General features: G+C 36.5%; 26 protein-coding genes. 23 read left to right on the top strand and 3 right to left on the bottom strand.

From position 1 onward, the window contains the following. The first annotated feature begins 29 nt into the window (after positions 1-29). From rsmG to HXV90_RS23225, 5 genes are all read left to right on the top strand, one after another. Positions 30-746 (top strand): 16S rRNA (guanine(527)-N(7))-methyltransferase RsmG, encoded by a 717-nt coding sequence (gene rsmG / locus HXV90_RS23245; RefSeq protein WP_066038358.1) that lies wholly within the window; start codon positions 30-32, stop codon positions 744-746. 179 nt (positions 747-925) lie between these two features. After that, a complete protein-coding gene (noc, locus tag HXV90_RS23240) occupies positions 926-1825 on the top strand; it encodes a nucleoid occlusion protein (protein ID WP_048395215.1) in 900 nt (299 codons plus the stop codon). Positions 1826-2048: 223 nt separating this feature from the next. Then, complete coding sequence (locus HXV90_RS23235) at positions 2049-2810, top strand: ParA family protein (protein ID WP_048395216.1); 762 nt, start codon at positions 2049-2051, stop codon at positions 2808-2810. After that, positions 2803-3651, top strand: coding sequence for a ParB/RepB/Spo0J family partition protein (locus HXV90_RS23230; protein WP_048395218.1), 849 nt, complete (start codon positions 2803-2805; stop codon positions 3649-3651). Before HXV90_RS23235 ends, HXV90_RS23230 begins: the two co-directional genes overlap by 8 nt. A 78-nt stretch (positions 3652-3729) precedes the next feature. Beyond that, entirely contained in the window at positions 3730-4443 is a 714-nt protein-coding gene (locus HXV90_RS23225) for a DUF554 domain-containing protein (protein WP_048395220.1), read from the top strand. Here HXV90_RS23225 and yyaC read toward each other — a convergent pair. After that, positions 4363-4995 (bottom strand): spore protease YyaC, encoded by a 633-nt coding sequence (gene yyaC / locus HXV90_RS23220; protein WP_048395222.1) that lies wholly within the window; start codon positions 4993-4995, stop codon positions 4363-4365. The two genes, HXV90_RS23225 and yyaC, sit on opposite strands and share 81 nt — an antisense overlap. A 91-nt stretch (positions 4996-5086) precedes the next feature. Here yyaC and HXV90_RS23215 point away from each other — a divergent pair, with 91 nt between their 5' ends. The 4 genes from HXV90_RS23215 to HXV90_RS23200 all read left to right on the top strand — a co-directional run bounded on the left by HXV90_RS23215 (position 5087) and on the right by HXV90_RS23200 (position 8487). Then, positions 5087-5959 carry a mechanosensitive ion channel family protein gene (locus tag HXV90_RS23215; RefSeq protein ID WP_048395224.1) on the top strand — a complete coding sequence of 291 codons (873 nt, stop codon included), beginning with the start codon at positions 5087-5089 and terminating at the stop codon, positions 5957-5959. A gap of 1 nt (position 5960) precedes the next feature. After that, the gene (locus tag HXV90_RS23210; protein WP_048395226.1) at positions 5961-6161 is read left to right on the top strand and encodes a DUF951 domain-containing protein; all 201 of its coding nucleotides are present in this window, start codon (positions 5961-5963) and stop codon (positions 6159-6161) included. Positions 6162-6258: 97 nt separating this feature from the next. After that, positions 6259-7359, top strand: a complete 1101-nt coding sequence (gene ychF, locus HXV90_RS23205; RefSeq protein WP_016994923.1) for a redox-regulated ATPase YchF — start codon at positions 6259-6261, stop codon at positions 7357-7359. Positions 7360-7446: 87 nt separating this feature from the next. Continuing rightward, on the top strand, positions 7447-8487 hold the full coding sequence (locus HXV90_RS23200) for an acyl-CoA dehydrogenase family protein (protein WP_054548814.1): 1041 nt from the start codon (positions 7447-7449) through the stop codon (positions 8485-8487). 67 nt (positions 8488-8554) lie between these two features. Here HXV90_RS23200 and HXV90_RS23195 read toward each other — a convergent pair whose 3' ends face one another. Further along, positions 8555-9124, bottom strand: coding sequence for a DUF3267 domain-containing protein (locus HXV90_RS23195; protein ID WP_269898068.1), 570 nt, complete (start codon positions 9122-9124; stop codon positions 8555-8557). A 176-nt stretch (positions 9125-9300) separates the two neighbouring features. Here HXV90_RS23195 and rpsF point away from each other — a divergent pair, with 176 nt between their 5' ends. From rpsF to HXV90_RS23155, 8 genes are all read left to right on the top strand, one after another. Then, positions 9301-9588, top strand: coding sequence for a 30S ribosomal protein S6 (gene rpsF, locus HXV90_RS23190; RefSeq protein WP_016992320.1), 288 nt, complete (start codon positions 9301-9303; stop codon positions 9586-9588). A 43-nt stretch (positions 9589-9631) separates the two neighbouring features. Beyond that, the gene (ssb, locus tag HXV90_RS23185; protein WP_054548816.1) at positions 9632-10198 is read left to right on the top strand and encodes a single-stranded DNA-binding protein; all 567 of its coding nucleotides are present in this window, start codon (positions 9632-9634) and stop codon (positions 10196-10198) included. 40 nt (positions 10199-10238) lie between these two features. Continuing rightward, positions 10239-10475, top strand: coding sequence for a 30S ribosomal protein S18 (gene rpsR / locus HXV90_RS23180; protein ID WP_004233359.1), 237 nt, complete (start codon positions 10239-10241; stop codon positions 10473-10475). 250 nt (positions 10476-10725) lie between these two features. Then, complete coding sequence (locus tag HXV90_RS23175; protein WP_066038355.1) at positions 10726-11667, top strand: YybS family protein; 942 nt, start codon at positions 10726-10728, stop codon at positions 11665-11667. A 13-nt stretch (positions 11668-11680) separates the two neighbouring features. Further along, positions 11681-13651, top strand: a complete 1971-nt coding sequence (locus tag HXV90_RS23170) for a DHH family phosphoesterase (RefSeq protein ID WP_004233367.1) — start codon at positions 11681-11683, stop codon at positions 13649-13651. Next, positions 13651-14097 carry a 50S ribosomal protein L9 gene (gene rplI / locus HXV90_RS23165; RefSeq protein ID WP_004233368.1) on the top strand — a complete coding sequence of 149 codons (447 nt, stop codon included), beginning with the start codon at positions 13651-13653 and terminating at the stop codon, positions 14095-14097. The genes HXV90_RS23170 and rplI overlap by 1 nt, the downstream gene beginning before the upstream one ends. A 13-nt stretch (positions 14098-14110) precedes the next feature. Then, complete coding sequence (gene dnaB / locus HXV90_RS23160) at positions 14111-15472, top strand: replicative DNA helicase (protein ID WP_004233370.1); 1362 nt, start codon at positions 14111-14113, stop codon at positions 15470-15472. 244 nt (positions 15473-15716) lie between these two features. Beyond that, positions 15717-17006 carry an adenylosuccinate synthase gene (locus HXV90_RS23155; RefSeq protein WP_004233375.1) on the top strand — a complete coding sequence of 430 codons (1290 nt, stop codon included), beginning with the start codon at positions 15717-15719 and terminating at the stop codon, positions 17004-17006. Positions 17007-17052: 46 nt separating this feature from the next. Here HXV90_RS23155 and HXV90_RS23150 read toward each other — a convergent pair whose 3' ends face one another. Next, positions 17053-17892 (bottom strand): YitT family protein, encoded by an 840-nt coding sequence (locus tag HXV90_RS23150; protein ID WP_227744975.1) that lies wholly within the window; start codon positions 17890-17892, stop codon positions 17053-17055. Between the two features lie 401 nt (positions 17893-18293). Here HXV90_RS23150 and HXV90_RS23145 point away from each other — a divergent pair, with 401 nt between their 5' ends. From HXV90_RS23145 to HXV90_RS23120, 6 genes are all read left to right on the top strand, one after another. Beyond that, on the top strand, positions 18294-19754 hold the full coding sequence (locus HXV90_RS23145; protein WP_269898067.1) for a peptidoglycan DD-metalloendopeptidase family protein: 1461 nt from the start codon (positions 18294-18296) through the stop codon (positions 19752-19754). 214 nt (positions 19755-19968) lie between these two features. Then, positions 19969-20682 (top strand): response regulator YycF, encoded by a 714-nt coding sequence (gene yycF / locus HXV90_RS23140; RefSeq protein ID WP_036077923.1) that lies wholly within the window; start codon positions 19969-19971, stop codon positions 20680-20682. Between the two features lie 5 nt (positions 20683-20687). Next, entirely contained in the window at positions 20688-22553 is a 1866-nt protein-coding gene (walK, locus tag HXV90_RS23135; protein WP_048395245.1) for a cell wall metabolism sensor histidine kinase WalK, read from the top strand. Further along, positions 22550-23875: a YycH family regulatory protein gene (locus HXV90_RS23130; protein WP_269898066.1), complete on the top strand. Its 1326-nt coding sequence runs from the start codon at positions 22550-22552 to the stop codon at positions 23873-23875. Before walK ends, HXV90_RS23130 begins: the two co-directional genes overlap by 4 nt. Then, complete coding sequence (locus tag HXV90_RS23125) at positions 23862-24686, top strand: two-component system regulatory protein YycI (protein ID WP_048395249.1); 825 nt, start codon at positions 23862-23864, stop codon at positions 24684-24686. Before HXV90_RS23130 ends, HXV90_RS23125 begins: the two co-directional genes overlap by 14 nt. After that, positions 24686-25474, top strand: coding sequence for an MBL fold metallo-hydrolase (locus tag HXV90_RS23120; protein WP_048395252.1), 789 nt, complete (start codon positions 24686-24688; stop codon positions 25472-25474). Before HXV90_RS23125 ends, HXV90_RS23120 begins: the two co-directional genes overlap by 1 nt. Positions 25475-25569 lie beyond the last annotated feature (95 nt).

Genomic DNA, 25569 nt, shown 5'->3' with positions numbered 1-25569 from the left:
TATAGCTAGATCAACAAAGGAGACTTTACATGAACGAACAACAATTTATTGAGGCTCTGAAAGAGAAAGGTATCGAACTTTCTGATATACAGATTGCTCAATTTAAAAAGTATTTTGAATTACTTGTTGAGTGGAATGAAAAGATGAATTTAACTGCCATTACAGATTTAGAAGGCGTGTATTTAAAGCATTTCTTCGATTCGATTAGTCCTTCATTTTACTTTGATTTTTCAAAAGTCATAACTGTTTGTGATGTTGGGGCAGGAGCTGGTTTCCCAAGTATCCCAATTAAAATCTGTTTCCCACATTTACAAGTTACAATTGTCGACTCCTTAAATAAAAGAATTACCTTTTTAAATCATTTAAGTGATGAGTTACAATTAGAGAATATGCATTTTGTACATGCTCGAGCGGAAGAGTTTGGCCAAAATTTAAAATACCGCGAACAATTTGATGTGGTAACAGCACGAGCTGTAGCTCGTTTATCCGTTCTAGCAGAGTTATGTGTACCTTTAGCGAAACAAGATGGATATTTTGTTGCTTTAAAAGCCGCAGCTGGGGCAGAAGAACTAAAGGATGCTAAAAAAGCTTTAACAACACTGGGTGTTAAACTGAGAGAGGAATTTTCTTTCAAGCTACCTGTTGAAGAAAGTGAACGCATTTTATATATATTTGATAAAATAAAAGGAACACCGAAAAAATATCCGCGTAAGCCAGGTGTACCAAATAAAACACCGATTCAATAATTAGTGTTTCATGTGAAACTTCTCAAAGTGGAAAATATTTTTTCTATTTTGAGCATACATACTAGTTATGGATGGTTCACGCAAAAGACATCTATGAACTATATACATTTCAAGAAATATAATAAATAATAATAGAATGACACAGAGCAAGATAGTTACTTAAAGGTGGTGCCACTTGGATGAAAAGTCCTTTTTCACGTTTTTTTGGAGGCGGAAGTAAAACAGAGCCTATTGTGAAAAATGAAGTAGAACAAGCAGAGGCGGTTCATGCAGCGGAAGAAGTCATAAAGTTGCCTATTGATCAAATTGTACCTAACCGTTTTCAGCCACGTACTATTTTTGATGATGAAAAAATTGAAGAATTATCAAGAACCATTCATACACATGGTGTGATTCAGCCAATTGTTGTACGTAAAACATCAGACAATCAATATGAAATTATCGCTGGTGAGCGTCGTTATCGAGCGATGAAAAAGCTACAATGGACAGAAGTCCCTGCTATTGTACGTAATTTAACTGATAAGGAAACAGCATCTATTGCGTTAATAGAGAACTTGCAGCGTGAGGAGTTAACTGCTATTGAAGAAGCGGTAGCCTATCAAAAATTATTAGAGCTTCATGAGCTAACACAGGAAGCTCTTGCCCAAAGACTTGGAAAAGGACAATCCACTGTAGCCAACAAATTACGTTTATTAAGGCTGCCAGATGAAGTACAGCAAGCTATTTTGAAGCGAAAAATATCTGAACGACATGCACGTGCTTTAATTGCTATTAAAGATCAACCATTGCAACTAGAAATTTTGCAGCTAGCAATTGAAAATGATTGGAATGTGCGACAGTTAGAGGAGCAAATCCAGGCTATATTACATCCTGTAGTTGATGAGCAGGAAGAATCAATTCCAAAGAAAGCTAAACCGAAACGTAAAGCTATAAGTAAAGATGTACGTATTGCTTTGAATACCATCAAACAGTCTTTAACGATGGTAACGAAAAGTGGGATTACGGTGAAAACTGAAGAAGAAGATACAGAAGAATACTATCAAATTACAGTGAAGATTCCTAAAAAGAAAAAAGTGTAATAAATTATTTTAGAAAAATAATTTATGATCAAATTTATCACTGTACAGGGGAGATATCTCAGAAGATTAATAGAGATATCTCCTTTTTTGTATTTATTCTTAATATTTTATACAACTCTCTTCAAATTTTTTGATAGAATGAAAGTTAGATAGCGGATTAAATAGTGATTTTACAAATGATTTGTCAAAGTAAACTTTGATAGATGAAAGCAGGTGCTTTTAAATGGGTAGAATTATAGCAATCGCCAATCAAAAGGGTGGCGTAGGTAAAACAACAACTTCGGTCAATTTGAGCGCTTGCCTAGCATACTTAGGTAAGAAAGTGCTTTTAATTGATACTGATCCGCAGGGGAATACAACAAGTGGACTTGGTATTAATAAAGGAGAAATACAGGGTTGTATTTATGATGTGCTCATTGATGATGAAGATGTTCAAAATGTCATTCAAAAAACAAATGTTGAAAATTTATCTATCGTGCCAGCAACAATCTCACTTGCAGGTGCAGAAATTGAATTGGTTTCGACTATTTCCAGAGAAGTACGTTTAAAACATGCTTTACAAAATGTGAAAGAGGATTTCGATTATATAATTATTGACTGTCCACCATCTTTAGGGCTTTTAACAATCAATGCGTTAACAGCTTCAGATGCGCTTATTATTCCCGTACAATGTGAATATTATGCACTGGAAGGGTTAAGTCAATTACTATCAACAGTTCGCCTCGTTCAAAAGCATTTGAATCAACAGCTTTATATCGATGGCGTTTTATTAACAATGCTAGATGCACGCACAAACTTAGGCTTACAAGTTATTGAGGAAGTGAAAAAATATTTCCAAGATAAAGTATATAAAACAATAATCCCCCGTAATGTGCGATTAAGTGAGGCACCAAGTCATGGTCAACCAATCATCACTTATGATGCAAAATCTAGAGGTGCAGAAGTTTATTTAGAGATGGCGAGGGAAGTGATTAAAAATGGCTAAAGGTCTAGGAAAGGGTATTGGGGCATTATTTCCAGGAGAGTCTTTAGAACACAGTGGTCAAGTGGAAGAAATCCAATTAGATTTAATTGTTGCGAACCCATTTCAGCCACGTAAAATTTTCGATGAAGAAAGTTTACAAGAATTAGCTGATTCTATTAAAGAACATGGAATTTTGCAGCCAATTGCTGTGCGTAAAAAAGCACGCAAGTTTGAAATTGTTGCGGGAGAGCGTCGTTACAGAGCTTGTCTATTAGCTGGCCTCGAGGTTATTCCTGTCATTATAAAAGAGCTATCAGATGCACAAATGATGGAGCTTGCTATTTTAGAAAACCTCCAACGTGAGGATTTAACTGTTATTGAAGAAGCAGAAGCCTATCAGAGTTTAATGGAAAACTTACATTTAACTCAGGAAGAGTTATCGAAGCGATTAGGAAAAAGTAGACCACATATTGCCAATCATGTTCGGCTCCTGGCATTACCAGAAGATGTACGTAAATTGATGAATGATGGAACTCTATCGATGGGGCAGGGACGGGCATTACTCGGTTTAAAAAATAAAAGAAGAATATCAGAAGTGGCTAATAAGGTAATAAATTTAGGATTGAACGTACGTCAAGTTGAATTATTAGTGCAAAACTTAAATGAAGAAGTTTCACGTGAAACAATCCCTCCTAAGAAAAAAGATATCTTTGTAACTGCAAAGGAGTCACAATTACGAGACTACTTTGGAACAAATGTTCAAATAAAGAAAACAAGCAATAAAGGGAAAATAGAAATTGAATTTTATTCTGAAGATGATTTAGAACGAATATTGGAAATATTAAACATACAGGAAGAATAAAATAATATTTCTATAACTTAATCAGAGCGCCAAGCAAATAGGCGCTCTCTATTTTTTAGAGAGAAAGAAGGCTTAAGTGTGGTATTACTAGGGGCATTAATAAATGCTGTGTTAATTATAGTAGGAGCATTAGTAGGGCGCATTTTTAAAAATCTCCCTGAATCTATGAAATCTACGGTTCTTTCTATTATTGGTTTAGCCGTCACATTATTAGGGATAAAAATGGGCTTTGAAAGTGATAATTTTATTATATTGGTAGTAAGTTTAGTGGTAGGTACAGTAATAGGTGAGTGGTTAGATTTAGATAAACAAATGAATCGTCTAGGTAAATGGGTAGAGAGTTTATTTCGTACAAAACGGGATGACCAAAATCAAATTAGCATAGCAGAGGGCTTTGTAACTGCCTCACTAATTTTTGTTGTAGGATCAATGGCTGTTATAGGTGCTCTTGATAGTGGTCTTCGTAATGATCATAATGTACTCATTACTAAAGGATTAATCGATGGATTTACATCCATTATTCTAGCCTCGACATTAGGTATAGGTGTAATGCTATCCGCTGTACCTGTCTTTGTTTATCAAGGATTAATAGCTCTTTTTGCAGGTGTTATAAGTTCCTTTATCCCTGATGCCGCACTACAAATGTTCATTACAGAAATGACAGCTGTTGGCGGGGTTATGATTATGGCAATAGGGTTAAACATTGCAGGCTTAGCTAAGATCAAAGCTGCTAACTTGCTTCCAGGTATCGTCATTGTTGGTATTATGGTGGCTATCTTCTACATTTTTTAGTGAATAACGATGAGCAGCCAGTAATAATGCTCTTGATAGCTTTTCAGCCATTGCATAAGAAATATGAAGTCTGGTATTTTGTAAAACAAGCATTTCCATAAAGCCTCCAATATTGACGATTCCTTTCACGGAAATGTCTCCAATTGGGGGTAATTCTTTTTTTACAGCTTTTCCAGGGAAAATGGGTCCACTTTGAACTGAAATATGACCAACATTTTGCTCACTGCCGAGACAGGCATCAATCGCAATAATGAATGGTTTTGTAGTATGATTGTGTAGCTGTTGCATTGTAGAATCTAGGTTTAGAGCATGTAAAGGGTCTTCTAAGGAACCTACAATTTCATAAGGAAAGCTAACAGATTTTTTTAAAAAGCTACCAGTTAATGGACCAAGTGTATCACCCGTACATCGGTCACTGCCAATACAACAAAAAATTAGTCTTTCATGATGAAACGGTATATGTTCTAAAAATAATGTACTTAATTGCCAAACAGCATTTTTACTCTCATGATGAAGGGAATAAGGTAGTAACAAATTTGGTATAGTATTCATAAAAAAACTCACTTTCTTTTTATTTTTAGAAGTGCTCAATTTTTATGCAGTATACGCAAATTTTTAGCAAGTTATTCAAGAGGTGGTAATGATGGAAAAGAATAAAAAGTTAATGGAAAAATACTGGGACAAGCTCACATCTGAAGATCTTTGGGAAAAGGTTATTGATGCATCTATAGAAATTTTGCTCATTTTATTAGTATCGTGGATCGCTGTAAGATTAGGTAAAAAATTTATTAAAAAGGTGTTTTTAATCCGTATGCGTTCACCATTGAGCCACTCAGAGCGACGCCAACGAACAATTTCAAGATTATTACAAAGCGTGATTTCCTATGTCGTTTATTTCTCTGCAATCATTGGTATCCTTTCTTCCTTAAATATAAAGGTAGCAGGTTTATTAGCAGGTGCAGGAATTGTTGGTTTAGCAATAGGTTTTGGTGCTCAAAGCTTAGTAAAGGATGTTATTACTGGATTCTTTATTATTTTTGAAGACCAGTTTGGTGTAGGCGATTATATAAAAATAAATGCTGCAGAAGGTACAGTTGTAGAAATTGGCTTACGTACAACAAAAATTAATGGTGCTACTGGTGAACAGTTCATCATTCCCAATGGTGCCATAGGCGAAGTCGTCAATTATTCTGTTAACAACTCCAAAATTTTTATAGATTTACAAATGGCCACGGACGCTGATTTTGAGAAAGCAGAAGGGGTTATTAATAAGTATTTAGAGACATTGCCTAAGATGCATAAAGAATTAATTGCAGCTCCGGTATTTCTAGGTGTGCAAAATGTGAAAGGGACAGAAGTAACCATTCGTATAGCTGCTGAAACATTACCGCAGCAACAATATGGAGTAGCACGTACCATACGCCGCGATATTACGAAACTCTTTGAAGAAAATAATATACCAATGGTCTATCCAAAAATGATGTTCTATGGCAAAGATGAGGGGAGAAGTGTGTAAGATGGAGGCAAAAAAATTTGGTTTAAACGATATTGTTGAAATGAAAAAACAACATCCATGCGGTACTAATAAATGGAAAATTATTCGTATGGGGGCGGATGTACGTATCAAATGCGAAGGATGTCAGCATAGTGTCATGATTCCACGTCGTGAATTTGAGAAAAAAATGAAAAAGGTTTTATTTTCTGCGGAAGAGTCGTAACATCAGGCACATTAGACTTTTTCTGGGTGAATCAATATAATAGATAAGGTTATAAGAGAGAAAATTTGAACTGAGTATAGAAAGGTTGTGTCCATCCATGGCATTAACAGCTGGAATCGTTGGTTTACCTAACGTTGGAAAATCAACATTATTTAACGCAATAACAAAAGCGGGCGCATTGGCTGCAAACTATCCATTCGCAACGATCGATCCAAACGTTGGTATAGTTGAAGTACCTGATGCACGTTTAGATAAATTAACAGAATTAGTGGTACCGAAAAAAACTGTGCCAACTGCATTTGAATTTACAGATATCGCTGGAATTGTTAAAGGTGCTTCCAAGGGTGAAGGATTAGGAAATAAGTTCCTAGCTCATATTCGTGAAGTAGACGCAATTTGTCAGGTAGTACGTTGTTTTGTAGACGAAAACATTACTCACGTTTCTGGTGCAGTAGATCCAATTGATGATATTGAAGTTATTAATCTAGAGCTTGCACTAGCTGACTTAGAATCTGTGGATAAACGTTTACAACGAGTTAGCAAAATGGCGAAACAAAAAGATAAAGAGGCTATGATAGAAGAGCCAGTGCTTCTAAAAATTAAAGAGCAACTAGAAAACGGTAAACCAGCTAGAGCAGCTGAGCTATCAGATGATGAATTGAAGGTAATTAAAGGTCTTCATCTGCTGACAATTAAACCAATGCTTTATGTAGCAAACGTTTCAGAAGATGAAGTAGCAGATGCAGACAACAACGAGTATGTGAAAAAAGTACGTGAGTATGCATCCGCTGAAGGTGCACAGGTCATTACTATTTGTGCAAAAATCGAAGAAGAAATTTCTGAGTTAGATGATGAAGAAAAAGCTATGTTCTTAGAAGAATTAGGAATTAAAGAATCTGGTTTAGATCAACTAATTCGTACTTCTTATGACTTATTAGGACTAGCTACTTACTTCACTGCAGGTGTACAGGAGGTACGTGCCTGGACGTTCCGTAAAGGAATGAAGGCACCTCAATGTGCAGGTATTATTCATACTGACTTTGAGCGCGGCTTTATTCGTGCAGAAACAGTGGCATATGATGATCTTCTTGAGGCAGGTTCGCAAGCAGCGGCTAAGGAAGCTGGTAAAGTACGTCTTGAAGGTAAAGAATATGAAGTACAAGATGGCGATATTATGTTATTCCGCTTTAATGTATAAAAAACTTACAAGGGCAATCTAAAATGGTTGCCCTTTTTCGATTGCTTAGTTATCAGAATTTTTAATGTATGGAGAGGCGACTTATGAATGAATCCTGTGCAAATTAAGGAACGTGGTTTAGAGTTTGAGCAACTGGGGATGTTACCACAAGATGTCTTAGATTATATTTATGAACAACGATTATTCAAATTGTTCACTCCAAGAGAATTAGGTGGTATGGATTTAAATTTAGTAGAAGGTGTAAAGATATTTCAACAGATGTCTGCACTTGATGGCAATTTTGGATGGCTCATTACTATTGGTACAGGTGGAAACGCATTTATTCCAACATTCAGTAAGGAAATTTGTGAAAAAATCTATTCTCCTAAAGAAGCAGTTATAGCAGGTAGTGGATATCCAACAGGGATAGCTGTAAAAACAATTGGAGGCTATTATGTAACAGGGCAATGGAAGTATTGTAGTGGTTCTAATTATGCATCAACATTTACGATGAATTGTTTAATTGAAGAAGATGGTATCAAAACCGAAAAAATTATTAGCTGCTCAGTAAATCCACATGATGTAGAAATTTTGAATGATTGGTCTGCAATGGGTTTAAAGGCAACAGCTAGTCATACAATCCGTGTAAACAATGTTTGGGTACCACAGGAAGCTACTTTTCAATTAGGGGTCATCAGAAATGATTATGGCAATTCAGTACATAGCTTTCCATTTACCACTTTTGCAGAGGCTTCCTTTTTAGGCGTTTGTCTTGGGATGACAGAGAATTTTTTAGAAGAAGCTTTTGCTTTAATGAAGCAACGAAATCATGATGGAAGCAGAACTGAGCGAATTGGAGCCTTCCAATTTTTATGGATGCAGCAGCATAAACGTTTCAAGCAATGCGAGGAACAGTTTTATGCAACATTATCTGTCTTTTGGCAACAGCATCAAAAAGGTGAACAATTAACGGAAGAGGAATTATCACAATTTACTCAATTGGCTAAGGATATTGCTGCTGCTTGCTTAGAGATAGCGAATAATTTAATACGCAGTCTCGGTATGGATGCTATTACAGAAACATCTACGATTAACCGTATTTGGAGAAATTTATATACAGCAGCCCAGCATGGATTTTTAACTCCTTAAAGTATAAATAGAATCTGTAGTTGTTCATTTCTAATCTACAGATTCTATTTAATTATGTAGTCTTATTTTAATGATGATCCTTTTCCTGCAATAGATAAACATACAGCTTTGGTAATTTAGGATCATCCTGTACGATAGCATTACGTGGATATTTACGTAGCTCTTTATACATGGCAAAATCGCCTACAGCTCCAGCTATTAACACCGCCCCTATCAATATTAAAACAGTACTGTTAAGATAAAACCCAACAATGGTTGGAAGTACTCCAGTCGTCCAGAATGGCAGTAATAAAGCTTTTTTCATAGCATGGTTGGGGAGAGGTTGCTCAGTAGTTGCATAGGCAATACCTTGCTCTAAATTTATGCCATATTTTAAAGCTTTAAAGGGAACTCTGCCAAAAATTATAAAGCCAATTAAATGAAAAGCCTCGTGTAGGATAATAAAAATTATATACAGCACAACAAATAGTGCTGTGCCACCAATCATCTTCCAAAAAGAAAAATGGAAATCTTTAAAGCAAATATATTGAATGGCAATAAATAATATGACAAGACCACTTGTAATCACAAAATTGTCGATCATTAACTTCTTTAAATCTAATTCGATAACGATAGGCTCCTTATCGTTGGTTAACATGAAGGCACTCCTTTCATAGATAATGAAATATACTGCCATTATATAACGAATTATTAGTTTGTGACTTGAAAGACATGTACCTATATGTTACAATTCATTGATGTGAGTAATAATTAATTACTTGCTCCTTGCTCCCTTAATTAGGAGAGCCTAAGTCCATAAGGAGGTGTAAACAGATGAGAAAATACGAATTAATGTACATCGTACGTCCGAACATTGAAGACGAAGCGAAGAAAGCTTTAGTTGAACGTTTCAACGAAATGTTAACTTCTAACGGTGCAGAAGTCATCGAATCAAAAGAGTGGGGCAAACGCCGCTTAGCTTATGAAATTCAAGACTTCCGCGAAGGTTACTACCAAATCGTAAAAGTAAACGCTACTTCAGATGCAATCAACGAGTATACACGTCTTGCTAACATCAGCGAAGACATCATTCGCCACATTGCAGTTCGTGAAGAAGCTTAATAATTAATTTTTTACAAAACGCTGAAAAGGAGGTTGTATTCTGATGATTAACCGTGTCGTATTAGTTGGAAGACTAACAAAAGATCCTGAGCTACGTTATACACCGAATGGAGTTGCGTCTACAAGATTTACAGTAGCTGTAAACCGTGCATTCTCAAATCAACAAGGTGAACGCGAAGCTGATTTCATTAGCTGTGTTGCTTGGCGTAAACAGGCTGAAAACCTAGCGAACTTCATGCGAAAAGGAAGTTTAATTGGGGTAGAAGGTCGTATCCAGACAGGCAGTTATGAAGGACAAGATGGTAAGCGAGTATACACAACAGATGTCGTGGCGGATAGCGTACAGTTTTTAGAACCCCGTAATGGTAGCGGTGCTCCTGCTCCTCAATATGGTGGACAAACTTACGGTAATAACCAACCGTCATATGGCGGTGGTCAACCACAACAACAGTTTAGTGGCGCTATGCCAGGGCAGGGTTCCTATGGCGGCGATTCGTATCAGCAAAATCAACCACCTATGAATCAGCCGAATTATACACGTGTAGATGAGGATCCATTTGCGAATAGCAAAGGGCCAATAGAAGTATCTGAGGATGATCTTCCATTCTAATGCTTCTAAATGATAAAAAAAGATAAGGAGGAGACACACTATGGCACCACGTCGCGGAGGCCGCAAACGCCGTAAAGTTTGCTACTTCACTTCAAACAATATTACGCACATCGACTACAAAGATGTAGATTTATTAAAAAAATTCATCTCTGAGCGCGGTAAAATTTTACCACGTCGCGTAACTGGCACAAGTGCAAAGTACCAACGTAAATTAACTTCAGCTATCAAAGTATCTCGTATCATGGGATTACTTCCATTCGTAGCAGAAGATAAATAAGATTGATGACGTTAAGGTAACTGACCTTACATCAATTTTAACTACCAGCATATTACGATATTCGTATCGGGTATGCTGGTTTTTTGTTATGGTTAAAAAGAAAATTATCAACTAGTTAGGTAAAAGTTCGAATTAAAATTGAAAAAATAATGACAATGTACATAGTGATCTAAGTGATTTTTGTTCAATACTATGAAAAAATGGTACAATAAAGGGTAGTAAGTTTGACTGAAAAAAAGGAAGGTTTTCAATGCCGAATAATCAAACAAAAGCGCTTGTACAAGGCTCAATGATGGTTGCACTTTTTACAATCTTAATGCTAATTTCTGCATATGTACCATTCATCTTTATAGTAGCTTTATTATTCGCTCCACTACCGATTGCTTGGTATAGCGCAAATTACAAGCGTTCCACATCAATACTCGTAGCAATAGTAGGCTGTATCCTAACCACTATAACGAGTGGAATATCCATGCTGCCATTTGCCTTTATTTTAGGGCTAGTAGGTGTCGTTATGGGTAACGCCATTTATTTGAAGAAGAGTAAGCTTTATTTATTTATGTCAACGGGGATTGCTAATCTCCTTTCGATGGCAATTGTTTATGTTGCTTATGTAAAGCTTTCAGGGATTGACTTCATAAGCATGAGTTTAGAGATGGCACGTAAAAATTATGAGCAATCTAATGAATTTGCGAAGAATGTAACAGGCCAAGTAGCCATTAATCCAGAGCAGCTTGAGGCAATGTTTAAAACAATTGAACTGACTATGCCTGCAACGATAACAATCTCAGCATTTTTTGCTGCATTTATTATCATTACAGTCAATTTACCAGCTCTAAAACGACTAGGGGTAGATGTTCCAAAATTTGCTCCATTCCAAAATATGAGATTACCACGCTCTATTTTATGGTATTACATGATTGTTTTATGTATTAATTTATTCATGCGTCCTGAGGCTGGCTCTACGCTAGATATTATTGTATTAAATGTTTCTTATATTTTATGGTTGTTACTGATTTTACAAGGAATATCTTTTATCCATTATTTTATCTCTAAAAAGGGGATGCCAAATGGAGTTAAATGGGTAGCAACTTTATTAGCAATTCCATTATCATCCTTTATGATCTTACTCGGTATTGTTGATTTAGGTTTTGACGTGCGTTCACTTGTAAAGGGGAAGACTAAAGAATAAGGGGCTGATTGTAATGGGGACATTTAGAAAACGACCAATTCGCTATCCGCTTTTTGTTCTTTCCATATTTGGAACTGTGACGTTCGTGCTTCTATGTATTTGGAATATCGGGATAGGCATCGGTTATGGTGTAGGTTTTGTTTTACTGATGGCCTACACATGGAAAGTAGAGAAGATAGCTTTTGAGGAAACAGAAAAGCACATTGAATCTATCTCCTTCCGTATGAAAAAAGTGGGGGAAGAGGCACTGCTTGAAATGCCAATTGGGATACTGCTGGTTAATGAGCAGTATGAAATCGAATGGTCTAATCCATATATGCAAGGCATTTTAAATATGGAATCATTAGTTGGAGAAGGTATTGTAAATATATCTGATGACATCTATGTATTAATGAAGACCGAGGAGACTAATGAGGCGACGATTACACTACGTGATCGGAAATATCGTGTTTATTATAAAAAAGAGGAACGACTACTGTATTTCTTTGATATAACTGAACAGATTGCCATTGAAAAGCAATACTATGCAGACCGTACAGTAATCGCTATATTGTTTGTCGATAATTACGATGAAATCACGCAAGCCATGGACGATCAACCACGTAGTTTAACCAACACAATGGTTACTTCAATTGTCAATGAATGGGCTGCAGAGCATGGTGTATTTGTCAAACGAATATCATCAGATCGTTTCTTAGCAGTCTTAAATGAATCCATTTTAACGGAGCTAGAAAAGAAAAAATTTGCTATATTAGATACCATTCGAGAAAAAACAGCTCAAAAGAATTTATCATTAACATTAAGTATTGGTGTAGGAGCTGGATCATCCTCATTAGTGGAGCTTGGTGAGTTGGCACAATCCAGTCTTGATCTTGTATTAGGACGGGGTGGAGACCAAGTGGCAATAAAGCAACCTACTGGAAAACTTAAATTCTATGGTGGAAAAACAAATCCAGTCGAAAAACGTACACGTGTTAGAGCGCGCGTTATTTCACATGCATTACGCGATTTAATTCAAGACAGTGACCAAGTGTTTGTTATGGGACATAAAAATCCTGACATGGACTCCATTGGTGCTTCTGTAGGTGTACGTAAAATGGCACAAATGAATGATGTAAAGGGCTATGTCATTATCAATTTTGATGAATTAAATGGTAGCGTTACACGATTAATGAATGAAATAGAGAGTAAATCAGATTTCTATGAAAATTTCCTTACACCAGAGGAAGCCGCTGGTAAAATGACTGAGAAATCGTTGCTCGTTATTGTTGATACACATAAGCCGAATTTAGTAATTGATGCACACCTATTGAAATTAGCTGAAAAGGTGGTTGTAATCGACCATCATCGTCGAAGTGAGGACTTTATTGAAAATCCTACACTCGTTTATATGGAGCCATATGCGTCATCCACAGCAGAGCTAGTGACAGAGTTACTAGAATATCAGCCGAAGCGTGCAAAAATTAATATGCTAGAAGCTACTGCATTACTAGCGGGTATTATCGTTGATACCAAAAGCTTTACACTTCGAACAGGAGCACGTACATTTGAAGCAGCTTCTTACTTACGAACAAATGGTGCCGATACAGTATTGGTCCAACGTCTCTTAAAGGAGGATGTGGACACATATATAGAGCGCTCCAAAATTGTGCAAACAGTTAAGTTCGTAAAACCAGGAGTAGCTGTTGCTGTAGGTGAGGAATCAAAAGTGTATGACTCTGTCTTAATTGCGCAAACAGCCGATATTTTACTAACGATGAAGGATGTTAGTGCATCCTTTGTCATTGCACATCGGGCAGATGGCAAAATTGGTATAAGTGCACGATCACTTGGCGAGGTCAATGTACAGCTAATTATGGAGAGGCTTGGCGGCGGTGGACATTTAACGAATGCTGCCTGCCAAATAGATGCTAAATCCATCGATGGTGTGAAAAAACATTTAGAAGAGGCCATAAATGAGGTCTTTGAAGGGAGTTCTGACTAATGAAAGTAGTATTTTTAAAAGACGTTAAAGGAAAAGGAAAAAAAGGTGAAATTAAAAACGTAGCTGATGGCTATGCACAAAATTTCTTAATCAAGAATGGCTATGCAGCGGAAGCAAATGCGCAAGCTTTAAGCCAAATAGAGGGGCAAAAGAAATTAGAGGCCAAAAATGCTGCTGCCGAATTAGCTGAAGCACAAGCATTAAAGGAAAAAGTAGAAGCACTAACAGTTGAGCTAAAAGCAAAATCAGGTGATGGTGGCCGCTTATTTGGCTCAGTATCTACAAAGCAAATTGCTGATGCATTACAAAAAGTGCACGGCATTAAAATTGACAAACGTAAAATGACTTTACCTGATGGGATTCGTTCACTTGGCTTTACAAATGTTCCTGTAAAACTACATCATGAAGTATCAGCAACGTTAAAAGTCCATGTAACGGAAGAATAAGGAGCGACAATCCATGAGTGAACCGATGATGGACCGCGTTCCACCGCATAACCGGGAGGCGGAACAATCGGTTATCGGTGCTATTTTCCTTGAGCCACAGGCATTAATAACAGCATCAGAAATTTTATTGGCAGATGATTTTTATTTAAATGCCCATAAGAAAATTTTCGAAACGATGTTGCGCTTGAGTGATCAAGGAAAAGCGATAGATGTTGTAACAGTTACAGAAGAATTATCAGCTAAAAAAGAGATTGAGGACGTTGGCGGGCTTTCTTATTTACTAGAGCTCGCCAATGCTGTCCCTACAGCTGCCAATGTCGCTCATTATGCCAAAATCGTTGAGGAAAAGGCCCTCTTACGTCGATTAATTCGAGTGGCTACGAAAATTGTCGAGGACGGCTATACCCGTGAAGACGAAGTAGAGGCATTATTAGGCGAGGCAGAGAAGAAAATGATGGAGGTTGCCAATCGAAAGAATGCAGGTGACTTTAAGCATGTTAAAGATGTGCTAGTGGAAACTTTCGATAATATTGAGCAACTGCAATCACAAAAGGGAGAAGTAACGGGTATCCCGACTGGCTTCCGTGATTTAGATAACATTACTGCAGGCTTTCAACGCAACGATTTAATCATTGTTGCTGCTCGTCCATCTGTAGGGAAAACAGCCTTTGCATTGAATGTTGCGCAAAGTGTTGCTGTACAAGCTCGTGAAAATGTTGCAATCTTTTCTTTAGAGATGGGTGCAGAGCAACTGGTCATGCGTATGCTTTGTGCAGAAGGAAATATAGATGCACAAGTTTTACGTACAGGTGCTTTAACTACAGAAGATTGGGGTAAACTAACTATGGCAATGGGTAGTTTATCGAATTCAGGGATTTTTATTGATGATACTCCAGGTGTACGTATCAATGAAATCCGTGCAAAATGTCGTCGTTTAGCTCAGGAGAATGGACTAGGAATGATCTTAATTGATTATTTACAGTTGATTCAGGGGAGCGGCAAGCCAGGAGAAAACCGTCAGCAAGAGGTATCAGAGATTTCCCGTTCCTTAAAGGGATTAGCCCGTGAATTAAAGGTACCTGTTATTGCGTTATCACAGTTATCTCGTGGTGTTGAGCAACGACAAGATAAACGGCCAATGATGAGTGACTTACGTGAATCGGGAAGTATTGAGCAAGATGCTGATATTGTTGCGTTTTTATACCGTGATGATTATTACGATAAAGAATCTGAGAATAAAAATATGATCGAAATTATCATTGCGAAACAACGTAATGGTCCAACAGGAACTGTTACATTGGCCTTTAAAAAAGAATTCAATAAATTCATTAATGTGGATTGGTCACAAATGCCACCTCCACCGCCACGTGATTAGTCAAGTTACTCGTCATTCAGATAAGTTGCCTATTAGTAATGAAATATTACCCTTAGATTAAATTAATCTGAATGTTCGATAATATTCATACCATTCTGTTATTAAACACGAACGTTGAATCAGATTTTTTGATTTTATGTTCGTGTTTTTTCGCTATTTTTTATTGACGAGTTGTTTCTATCATTGTTACAATAATTGAGGCTTGAAAATTGAGATACAAAGGTATCTAACGGAGGTGCTGATTATGACATCAGTAGTAGTTGTAGGAACACAGTGGGGAGACGAAGGAAAAGGTAAAATTACAGATTTCCTTTCGCACAAAGCCGATGCCATCGCTCGTTTTGCCGGTGGAGATAATGCAGGACATACCATTAAAATTGATGGTGAAACTTATAAATTACATTTAATTCCATCAGGGATCTTCTATAAAGATAAAACTTCAGTAATTGGTAATGGATTAGTTGTGAATCCAAAATCATTAGTAACAGAGCTTAAAGGTTTACAAGAGCGTGGTATTAATACAGATAATCTACGTATTTCTAATCGTGCACATGTGATTTTGCCTTATCATATTAAACAAGATATTGCGGATGAAGAAAGTCGTGGAGACAATAAAATCGGCACAACTTGTAAAGGTATTGGACCTTGTTATCAAGATAAAGTAGCACGTATTGGGATTCGTATGGCTGACTTACTTGATAAGGAAATCTTTGAGGAAAAACTACGTCATAATTTAGCCATTAAAAATAAGTTATTTGAGAAATTCTATGAAGTTGAAGGCGTAACATTCGAAGAAATTTTCGAGGAATACTATGGTTACGGACAAGAAATTGCTAAGTATGTTACGGACACGTCTAAAATTTTGAACGATGTCCTTGATGAGGGCGGTAAAGTGCTATTCGAAGGTGCACAAGGAATTTTACTTGATGTCGATCAAGGTACGTATCCATATGTAACATCTTCAAATCCTGTTGCTGGGGGAGTAGCGATTGGTGCAGGTGTTGGGCCATCACGCGTAACAAGCGTTATTGGTGTATCTAAGGCCTATACATCTCGAGTAGGAGATGGACCATTCCCAACGGAGTTGTTCGATGAAGTAGGTCAACAAATTCGTGAGGTTGGTCGCGAATATGGTACAACAACAGGTCGTCCACGTCGTGTAGGCTGGTTCGACACAGTCGTTGTTCGTCACTCACGCCGTGTAAGTGGCATTACTCATCTTGCTCTTAACTCTATCGATGTTTTATCGGGCTTAGAAACAGTAAAAATTTGTACAGCCTATAACTATAAAGGTGAAACAATCACAGAGTATCCAGCAAACCTTCATATTATTGAACAATGTGAGCCGATTTATGAGGAGCTTCCAGGCTGGTCTGAAGATGTAACAAGCTGCAGAACTTTAGAAGAGCTACCTGAAAATGCACGCCGCTATGTGGAGCGTATCAGCGAACTAACGGGCATTCAAATTGCTACTTTCTCTGTTGGACCTGCACGTGAGCAAACAAACGTGTTAGTGGACGTTTGGGAAGCATAATAAAATAAAATGAAAAGGGGGCGTGCCAAATGCGGCATGCCCTTTTTTAGTGAATATCTTTCTTCTTAAAGCGACCACCTTTTACCTCGGCGATATTACCGATGGCTAGAAAAGCATTGTCATCTATTTCAGCGACGATTGTTTTCAATTTAGATTCTTCTAAACGAGTAATAACGGTAAATATGACTTTCTTGTCATTCCCCGTATAAGCTCCCTCTCCGTGAAGGAAAGTAACGCCACGACCAAGTCGATCCATAATCGTTTGTCCAATTTCATCAATGTCATCACTTATGATATAAACAGATTTAGATTCTTCCAATCCTTGAATAACAATATCAATCATTTTATAGGCAATATAGTATGCAATGATGGAGTACATGGCTTGCTCCCAATTAAAAATAAATCCTGCCACCGTAAAAATAATGATATTGAAGAACATGATGATTTCACCAACTGAAAAAGGTGTTTTGCTATTAGCTAAAATAGCTAATATTTCAGTTCCATCCAATGAACCTCCATAACGAATGACAATTCCGACACCAACTCCTAAAATCATTCCTCCAAAGACTGTTGCCAATAATGTGTCTTCCGTAAATGGATGGATATTATGTAAGGCGAGTGTTGAAAATGAGAGTACGGTAATACCTAGACCTGTGGACAATGCAAAGGTTTTACCAATTTGTTTATAGCCTAAAAAAATAAAAGGTAAGTTTAAAATGAAGATGAAAATACCAAGGGGTAATTTTAATAAATGAGATGTGATAATGGAAACACCTACGATGCCACCATCCATAATGTGGTTGGGTACTAAAAACAGTTCCAAGCCCAATGCCATTATAATCGCGCCTAGCGAAACCATAATAATTCTTGCAAAAACTTTACGCATGCTATTTTTCTGAGGTCTCAACACTTTTGTTGTGATCTCAGAGGTTTGTGAATCACTCAATTTAATCGCTCCAATCAAATAGTGTACCTTCTATATATATTTTATCGGAATATTAAAAAAGTAAAAAGTATTAAGTCAAAATTCACTTGAAAAAATTTGAGAACAGTATACAAACGATAGTTAAATTGAATTTTAAGAACCAATATATGAATAAAATTACAGTATTTATAAACTATATAAAATATATTCTATGTAACAATAAGTAGATAAATAATACATTTACATTACAAAAGAGTGAAATCGTTCAAACGTCATTTTCTTTATGGTACATTATAGGGGTGCAAAAAATCCTTGTGGGTAAATCATCCTACAGTAGGGTAAAGTTGGAAGGGGCTTTATTGATGAATTCGTTTTGGAAAAGAAAAGAAGAAAACAATAGATTCACCTACAATTTTTCTTCTTTTAAAAAGGCTTCAATCATTGTAGTTTTAATGACAAGCCTAACGATTAACATGGGATTTGCTAAGGAATATAACAAAGAAAACTTAAATAAAATTTACCACGTCTATGTGGGGAATGAATATATTGGTGCAGTATCTGATGAGAAAGCAATTCAAGAAATAATTGCATCAAAAGAAAAAGTGGCAAGTCAGCAATTCAAAGGTTTATCCATTGATGCTAGCTCAGCTGTTAAAATAATCCCAGAACAAGTATTTGCAAATGAAACAAAAGATGCAGAAACATTATCGAAACTTAAGCAATCTTTAGTGGCCAAATCAGATGCCTTTACATTATTAGTAAATCATAAACCAATAGTATCACTAAAGAATACGGAAGCTTATGAGAAAACTGTTCAAATGTTAAAGCTACAATATGTTTCTCAGCAAGAATTAGATAACTTATCAAAACGCCAAGCTAGCAATAATCTACCAGAATTAAAAGATGGTGAGGCTAGACTTCTAAATGTTTCCTTTAAACAAGGCGTTTCAGGGTTATCACAAAAAGTGACACCCACTGATATATTATCACCTGAGCAAGCCGTGAAGTTTTTAATGACAGGCTATCTTGAGCAAGAAACATATAAAATTGAATCAGGAGACGTGTTAGGGTCAGTTGCTAAAAAACATAATTTAACAACAAGTGAACTACTAGCTCTAAATCCGGATATCACAGTAGATACAGTTTTACAAATTGGACAAGAATTAAATGTTACTGTGGCAAAGCCATTTGTGACACTTGAAGTAAAAAAGGAAAAGAAAGTTGCGGAAGTCATTCCGTTTAAAAAAGTAATTGAAGAAGATCCTACAATGTATAAAGGTGAAAAGGTCATCAAGCAAGAAGGTGTTAATGGAAAAAAAGAAACAACTTATGCATTAACATCTGAAAATGGTACACAGACATCAAAAGTTGCCTTAGAGGAAAAAATACTTCAACAGCCAGTAGATGAAATTGAAGTAGTTGGTACAAAGGTTATTTCTTCACGTGGAACTGGAGAATTTGCATGGCCAGCAGTCGGGGGCTATATTTCAAGTGGTATGGGTGAACGTTGGGGAGCCTTCCATCGTGGTATTGATATCGCTCGACCAAGTAACTATAATATTTTAGCTGCTGATAATGGTGTAGTTGTTGCTGCTGGCACTTCTGGCACCTATGGTAATCGTATTGTTATTAATCACAATAATGGTTTTACAACACTTTATGGACATTTATCTTCTATTAATGTTGAAGTCGGACAAGTAGTGGAAAAAGGTTCTGTGATTGGTATTATGGGTTCCACTGGAAATTCGACAGGTACACATTTGCACTTTGAAGTTGAAAAGAACGGTTCATTAGAAAATCCGTTATCTTATGTAGGCCGATAAAACATGTTGAATAGAAGGCAGTCCGAATAATGGACTGTCTTTTTCTATTATTTCCCGAGAAATAATTGTTGAATTACATCGCTTTTTGTCACAGTATTAGAGGGATTGAATATCGATTAATGCATAGAATCCGAAAGCATGATAGAGTTAAGAGTAGTGAATTTACAAATACACATTGTTTAAGAATAGATAAGAAGCGAAAGGGAGAGTATGTATGAATAAAACAATTTTAGTTGTTGATGATGAGAAACCAATCGCAGATATTTTGCAATTTAATTTAATAAAAGAAGGCTATAAAGTTATTTGTGCTTATGATGGTGATGAGGCATTAAAGAAAGTAGAGGAAGAGCAACCAGATTTAATGCTTTTAGATATTATGCTGCCAAAGCGCGATGGGATGGAAGTTTGTAGAGAAGTACGTAAAAAATATGATTTTCCGATTATTATGCTAACAGCTAAAGGCTCTGAAATTGATAAAGTATTAGGATTAGAGATGGGTGCAGATGATTATGTCACAAAGCCATTTAGTACAAGAGAGCTGATTGCACGTGTAAAGGCCAATATGCGCCGTTTACAAGTAGTCGCTCCAGCAGCAGAAGAGGCTGAGGAGGAGTCGAATGAGATTGTCGTAGGTTCGCTTGTTATTCAACCAGATGCTTATTTAGTAATGAAGCGTGATGAAGCAATTGAATTGACACATCGAGAATTTGAGTTACTTCATTATTTAGGGAAACATATTGGACAAGTAATGACACGGGAGCACCTCCTACAAACAGTATGGGGCTATGATTACTTTGGTGATGTACGAACTGTTGATGTAACAATTCGCCGTTTACGTGAAAAAATTGAGGATAATCCTAGTCATCCCGCTTGGATTGTCACACGACGTGGTGTAGGTTATTATTTACGAAATCCTGAACAGGAGTAATAGGAATGCAGAAAGTGAGCTTCTTTAAATCCATTCATGTCAAACTAGTGCTGATTTATATTTTATTAATATTGCTTGCTTTACAAATTATCGGTATCTATTTCGCTCGTGAATTAGAAAGAAATTTGAAGAGCAACTTCCAAGATTCCATTTTTCAGCGAGTTGACTTGATGCAATATAGTCTTCGTGAGGAAATTTTAAAGGAACGCGATGAAAGCATGCCTAAACTAGAGGAGAGCCTAAAGTCAATTGTTATGGAGTTTTCTACTGGTTTAAGGGATGTTTCAAATGGTGATATTTTAGAAATTCGTGTCATTGACGATAGACAAAGAATACTTGCAACATCTGAGCTTGAAAATCAGAATTTAATAGGTCAGCGCTCTAATACTGATCTTGTACGTCGAGCGATATCTGCCGAAACACTGTTTGATATTATTAAGCTGGACAATAAGACGAGAAATCGTGTGTGGGTTTTAGCGAATCCCATTCGTGCGGGTGCAGGACCAGATGATGAAATCATTGGTGTACTCTATATTGAAGCCAATATTGAATCCGTTTTTGAACAAATGAATGATATTAATCAGATTTTCCTTGGTGGTACGGCAATGTCCTTGGTCATTACCATCTTCTTAGGTATTCTTGTGGCAAGAACGATTACACAGCCTATTGCTGATATGCGAAAGCAGGCTCAGGCAATGGCGAAGGGGAACTATTCTCGAAAGGTACGTGTATATGGTACAGATGAAATCGGCCAGCTAGCCATTACCTTTAATCATCTAACCAACCGTTTGCAGGAAGCACAATCGACCACAGAAGCTGAACGTCGAAAGCTAGATTCAGTTCTGAGTAATATGACAGATGGTGTAATTGCAACAGATCGTAAGGGACGTATTATTCTCATCAATGACCCTGCATTGGAATTACTGCATATTTCAAGAGATATTACATTAGGGCGCCCTATCGCCTCTGTATTGGGGATTGATCAGGAATATAGTTTTGAAGACTTAATTCATATGAATGATGCCGTGAATTTAAACTTCAGTACAGCAGATGCTCCCTATATACTTCGTGCTAATTTCTCTGTTATTCAAAAAGAAACAGGCTTTATTAATGGTCTGATTACTGTTTTGCACGATATAACAGAGCAAGAAAAGATTGAAATGGATCGTCGGGAATTCGTCTCGAATGTTTCACATGAGTTAAGAACGCCATTAACAACAATGCGTAGTTATTTAGAGGCACTTGCAGATGGTGCATGGAAAGATGAAAATATTGCTCCTACGTTTTTAAATGTGACACAAACCGAAACAGAGCGTATGATTCGTCTAGTAAATGATTTACTGCAGTTATCAAGAATGGATAGTTCAGATTACGAGTTGAATAAAGATATTGTCTTATTTAATTCATTCTTTAACCGTATTATAGACCGATTTGAAATGTCTAAGTCTGACAAGGTACATTTTGAACGATTATTCCCTGAAACCTCCTTTTATGTAGAAATTGATACGGATAAAATCACACAAGTTATTGATAATATCATTTCCAATGCTATTAAATATTCTCCAGATGGTGGCAATATTCGCTTCGGCTTTACGGGACAGGATGACATGTTGAAAGTCATGATTTCAGATGATGGCATGGGTATTCCTAAAGAAAATGTTGGCCGTATTTTTGATCGCTTCTATCGTGTGGATCGTGCACGCGCTCGTTCTATGGGAGGAACAGGCTTGGGACTAGCTATTGCGCGGGAAATGATTGAAGCACACGGCGGTAAGATTTGGGCTGAAAGTGAAGAAGGACAGGGTACAACAATTTTCTTCACATTACCATATGATGCAGATGAATTTGGTGAGGCAGGTGAGTGGGAATGAAATATATAGAGCCAGTTAAATCTGTTGTATTATTTCTACTTGTTATGCTGAGTGTGATTTTAACTTTTTTAATTTGGACCTATACACCTGATTATAAATATATTGAAAAAACAGAGGGCGAGGAAATTTTAATTAAGCCGCAAAAGGATATGGAGGATATTATTCGACCATACAAGGCTATTTTCCGATCTGAAGAAGAGTTTACAGGCACTGTTTCTAATGCAGCTATGAAAGACATGATGAAAGTATTTAAAGGCTGGAATGTTTTAGATTTGGTGTCTGTAAACAATAATCTTTCTGCAAACTATGTGAATCAAATTATTGGCGCAGATCATCGAATGACAATATTTTTTACAGGAGAGATTCCTTTTTCAGCTTTTAACACAACCTTTCAGTTCACTGATAAGGAATTACCAGAAACAACGTTCAATCGTATGATTATAGATTGGAGTAATTACAATAGCAAAGAATTGATGTTGTATTACATTAGTGGTAATAACCAATCATTATTCCGCTCACATGTCAGTGTGCCAAACATGAATCAATTTATACAGGAAGTCATAGAGCCTGCCAAAAAATATGAGGTTTTTAAAGAAGTAGAAAGAGAAGGCTATACATCTCTTTATTTGGCGAACAGTAATATTGAATCTGTAAAATATACGTATTTTATTGAGGATATTACGCCAGAACTATTTAAAAATGTATTATTCCCAGATCCAAATATTGTGCAGCGGAATGTGGAAAGTGCATCCTCTGAAAAATATACAGATGGTATGTCGTTAATGACCTTAGAAACAAATCTTAAATCATTAAACTATGTTTATCCTGCTGCAGAAAGTAGTATTAGAGTCGAGCCATCCAAGCTTTTAAAGGATAGCTTTGAATTTATTAATGAGCATGGAGGATTTACCGCAGATTTCCGCTATGCTTCATCCAATACCAATAAAAATCAAATAGATTATCAAATGTATTTGCAAGGTTTCCCTGTCTATAGCAATCATGTCATTACACGAATGACAACGATTTGGGGAGATAGTCGAATTTTCCATTATAAGCGTCCATACTTCTCATTGGATATGGATATATCATTGGAGAAAGAAATCAAAGAATTAGCATCAGGTGCGGAGATCGCAGAGAGATTAAAAAGCGCTAACAGTATTCCTCTGCCTGATATCGATGAAATCGTCTTAGGCTATTATTTAACACAAAATCAAGAACAGAATATATTTATATTTGAACCTTGTTGGTTTGTTATTCGTAATGGTACATGGACTAAACTGACTCCTGAAGTATTAGGAGGTGTTAAAAATGGATTGGAATAGAACAAAATCTATTTTTATATTCGTTTTTTTAATACTGAACATCTTCTTGTATTCACTTTATGTCAATCGCTATAATGAAGCAAAAGATATTGAGGTACCAGGTGAAAGAACAATAGAAGCTCGTTTAAAGGATGATAATATTACGTACGGCACATTACCAAATAATATTGAATCTGCTTCGTATATGACAGCTCAAGTGCATAAATTCACACCAGCCGAATTTAATAATAGTAACCAGCAAGTTAAATTTAAGGATGATAATAATACAAAGGCTCGTGTTATTTTTATGAGGCCTGTTAAATTACGTAATGTAAGTGATGACGCAAGCTTTACAGATTTTGTCTTAGCAAACATCATTGAAGGTGCATCTTATGCTTTATGGAAAATAGACCGCGAAGAACGAGTCGCAATTTTTTTCCAAAAGACAAACAATCGAATGTTCTATTATAGTGGTTCATTAAAAATAAAATGGAATGCTAATAACGAAGTAACAATGTATGAACAAACAATGATTGATAATATTGAAGAAATGGAACAGCAGGAAACAGTTATTCCTCCACTTCAAATTATTCAAACTTTGTATGCAAAGGGACCGCTCAAGCCAGATTCTCGCATTACACAAATGAAACTAGGTTACTCAACGCTTGTTAAATTGACACGTACTCAGGTATTGGTGCCAACATGGGAAGTTCAAGTGAAATTATCTGATGGGACAAAAGAGGAGTACTTTGTGAATGCAGTAGAAGGTAAAGTCATCGAAATCCAGGAGGACAAGCAAGAGAGCGAAGAAGAAGACTGGGGAGTTGAATAATGCGATTTAGTGTTTTAGCAAGTGGCAGTACAGGGAATTCGATTTATGTAGAGAATGACGATCATGCTTTTATCGTTGATGCGGGTCTTAGTGGGAAAAAGATGGAGCAGTTATTTACAAAAATTGACCGTAATATGAAGCAGCTCAGTGGTATCTTTGTTACACATGAGCATAGTGATCATATTAAAGGAATTGGTGTACTGGCACGGAAATATAATGTACCAATTTACGCAAACGCCAAAACGTGGCAGGCAATGGATGGGCTTATTGGGGACATTCCTGTAGAGCAACGTTTTGAATTTGAAATGGATACAGTGAAGCATTTTGGTTCTTTAGCTGTTGAATCCTTTGCTGTTTCACACGATGCAGCAGATCCAATGTTCTATACTTTTCATGAAAATGATCGCAAGCTTGTTATTATTACAGATACAGGCTATGTCAGTGATCGTATGAAAGGAATTATTCGAGGCGCGGATTCTTTTGTCTTTGAAAGTAATCATGATGTCAATATGCTGCAAATGGGACGCTATCCTTGGTCTATTAAACGTCGTATTTTAAGTGATGTAGGACATGTGTCTAATGAGGATGCAGCAATTGCAATGAGTGAGGTTGTATTTGATAAGACGACCAATATTTATCTTTCACATTTAAGTAAAGATAATAATATGAAAGAGCTAGCACGTATGAGTGTCGCACAAACCTTACAATCTTGTGGCATCCTTGTTGGTGAGCATGTTCATCTATTTGATACGGATGCAGAAGAACCAACAAAATTGGTGACGGTTTAATCATAGGCTATTTAGATAAAATTTGAAGCTGTTCAACGCATAAAAAAATGCATTGAGCAGCTTTTTTTTATGCCTATTTTATTTGGTTTTCATCT

Source organism: Lysinibacillus sp. JK80, assembly GCF_027557635.1.
Taxonomy (GTDB): domain Bacteria; phylum Bacillota; class Bacilli; order Bacillales_A; family Planococcaceae; genus Lysinibacillus; species Lysinibacillus capsici.
Note: the sequence above shows the minus strand (reverse complement) of the source record. Positions and strands in the feature narration are given on the sequence as shown.

Excerpts from the sequence above, each read along its gene's own strand:
- HXV90_RS23235 (WP_048395216.1), top strand. The coding sequence starts at position 2,049 with ATGGGTAGAATTATAGCAATCGCCAATCAAAAGGGTGGCGTAGGTAAA.
- HXV90_RS23215 (WP_048395224.1), top strand. The coding sequence starts at position 5,087 with ATGGAAAAGAATAAAAAGTTAATGGAAAAATACTGGGACAAGCTCACA.
- walK (WP_048395245.1), top strand. The coding sequence starts at position 20,688 with ATGCAGAAAGTGAGCTTCTTTAAATCCATTCATGTCAAACTAGTGCTG.
- HXV90_RS23230 (WP_048395218.1), top strand. The coding sequence starts at position 2,803 with ATGGCTAAAGGTCTAGGAAAGGGTATTGGGGCATTATTTCCAGGAGAG.
- HXV90_RS23120 (WP_048395252.1), top strand. The coding sequence starts at position 24,686 with ATGCGATTTAGTGTTTTAGCAAGTGGCAGTACAGGGAATTCGATTTAT.
- HXV90_RS23210 (WP_048395226.1), top strand. The coding sequence starts at position 5,961 with ATGGAGGCAAAAAAATTTGGTTTAAACGATATTGTTGAAATGAAAAAA.
- yyaC (WP_048395222.1), bottom strand. The coding sequence starts at position 4,995 with ATGAATACTATACCAAATTTGTTACTACCTTATTCCCTTCATCATGAG.
- ssb (WP_054548816.1), top strand. The coding sequence starts at position 9,632 with ATGATTAACCGTGTCGTATTAGTTGGAAGACTAACAAAAGATCCTGAG.
- rplI (WP_004233368.1), top strand. The coding sequence starts at position 13,651 with ATGAAAGTAGTATTTTTAAAAGACGTTAAAGGAAAAGGAAAAAAAGGT.
- noc (WP_048395215.1), top strand. The coding sequence starts at position 926 with ATGAAAAGTCCTTTTTCACGTTTTTTTGGAGGCGGAAGTAAAACAGAG.
- dnaB (WP_004233370.1), top strand. The coding sequence starts at position 14,111 with ATGAGTGAACCGATGATGGACCGCGTTCCACCGCATAACCGGGAGGCG.
- ychF (WP_016994923.1), top strand. The coding sequence starts at position 6,259 with ATGGCATTAACAGCTGGAATCGTTGGTTTACCTAACGTTGGAAAATCA.
- HXV90_RS23195 (WP_269898068.1), bottom strand. The coding sequence starts at position 9,124 with ATGTTAACCAACGATAAGGAGCCTATCGTTATCGAATTAGATTTAAAG.
- HXV90_RS23125 (WP_048395249.1), top strand. The coding sequence starts at position 23,862 with ATGGATTGGAATAGAACAAAATCTATTTTTATATTCGTTTTTTTAATA.
- rpsF (WP_016992320.1), top strand. The coding sequence starts at position 9,301 with ATGAGAAAATACGAATTAATGTACATCGTACGTCCGAACATTGAAGAC.
- yycF (WP_036077923.1), top strand. The coding sequence starts at position 19,969 with ATGAATAAAACAATTTTAGTTGTTGATGATGAGAAACCAATCGCAGAT.
- HXV90_RS23145 (WP_269898067.1), top strand. The coding sequence starts at position 18,294 with ATGAATTCGTTTTGGAAAAGAAAAGAAGAAAACAATAGATTCACCTAC.
- HXV90_RS23170 (WP_004233367.1), top strand. The coding sequence starts at position 11,681 with ATGGGGACATTTAGAAAACGACCAATTCGCTATCCGCTTTTTGTTCTT.
- HXV90_RS23155 (WP_004233375.1), top strand. The coding sequence starts at position 15,717 with ATGACATCAGTAGTAGTTGTAGGAACACAGTGGGGAGACGAAGGAAAA.
- HXV90_RS23200 (WP_054548814.1), top strand. The coding sequence starts at position 7,447 with ATGAATCCTGTGCAAATTAAGGAACGTGGTTTAGAGTTTGAGCAACTG.
- rpsR (WP_004233359.1), top strand. The coding sequence starts at position 10,239 with ATGGCACCACGTCGCGGAGGCCGCAAACGCCGTAAAGTTTGCTACTTC.
- rsmG (WP_066038358.1), top strand. The coding sequence starts at position 30 with ATGAACGAACAACAATTTATTGAGGCTCTGAAAGAGAAAGGTATCGAA.
- HXV90_RS23175 (WP_066038355.1), top strand. The coding sequence starts at position 10,726 with ATGCCGAATAATCAAACAAAAGCGCTTGTACAAGGCTCAATGATGGTT.
- HXV90_RS23130 (WP_269898066.1), top strand. The coding sequence starts at position 22,550 with ATGAAATATATAGAGCCAGTTAAATCTGTTGTATTATTTCTACTTGTT.
- HXV90_RS23150 (WP_227744975.1), bottom strand. The coding sequence starts at position 17,892 with ATGCGTAAAGTTTTTGCAAGAATTATTATGGTTTCGCTAGGCGCGATT.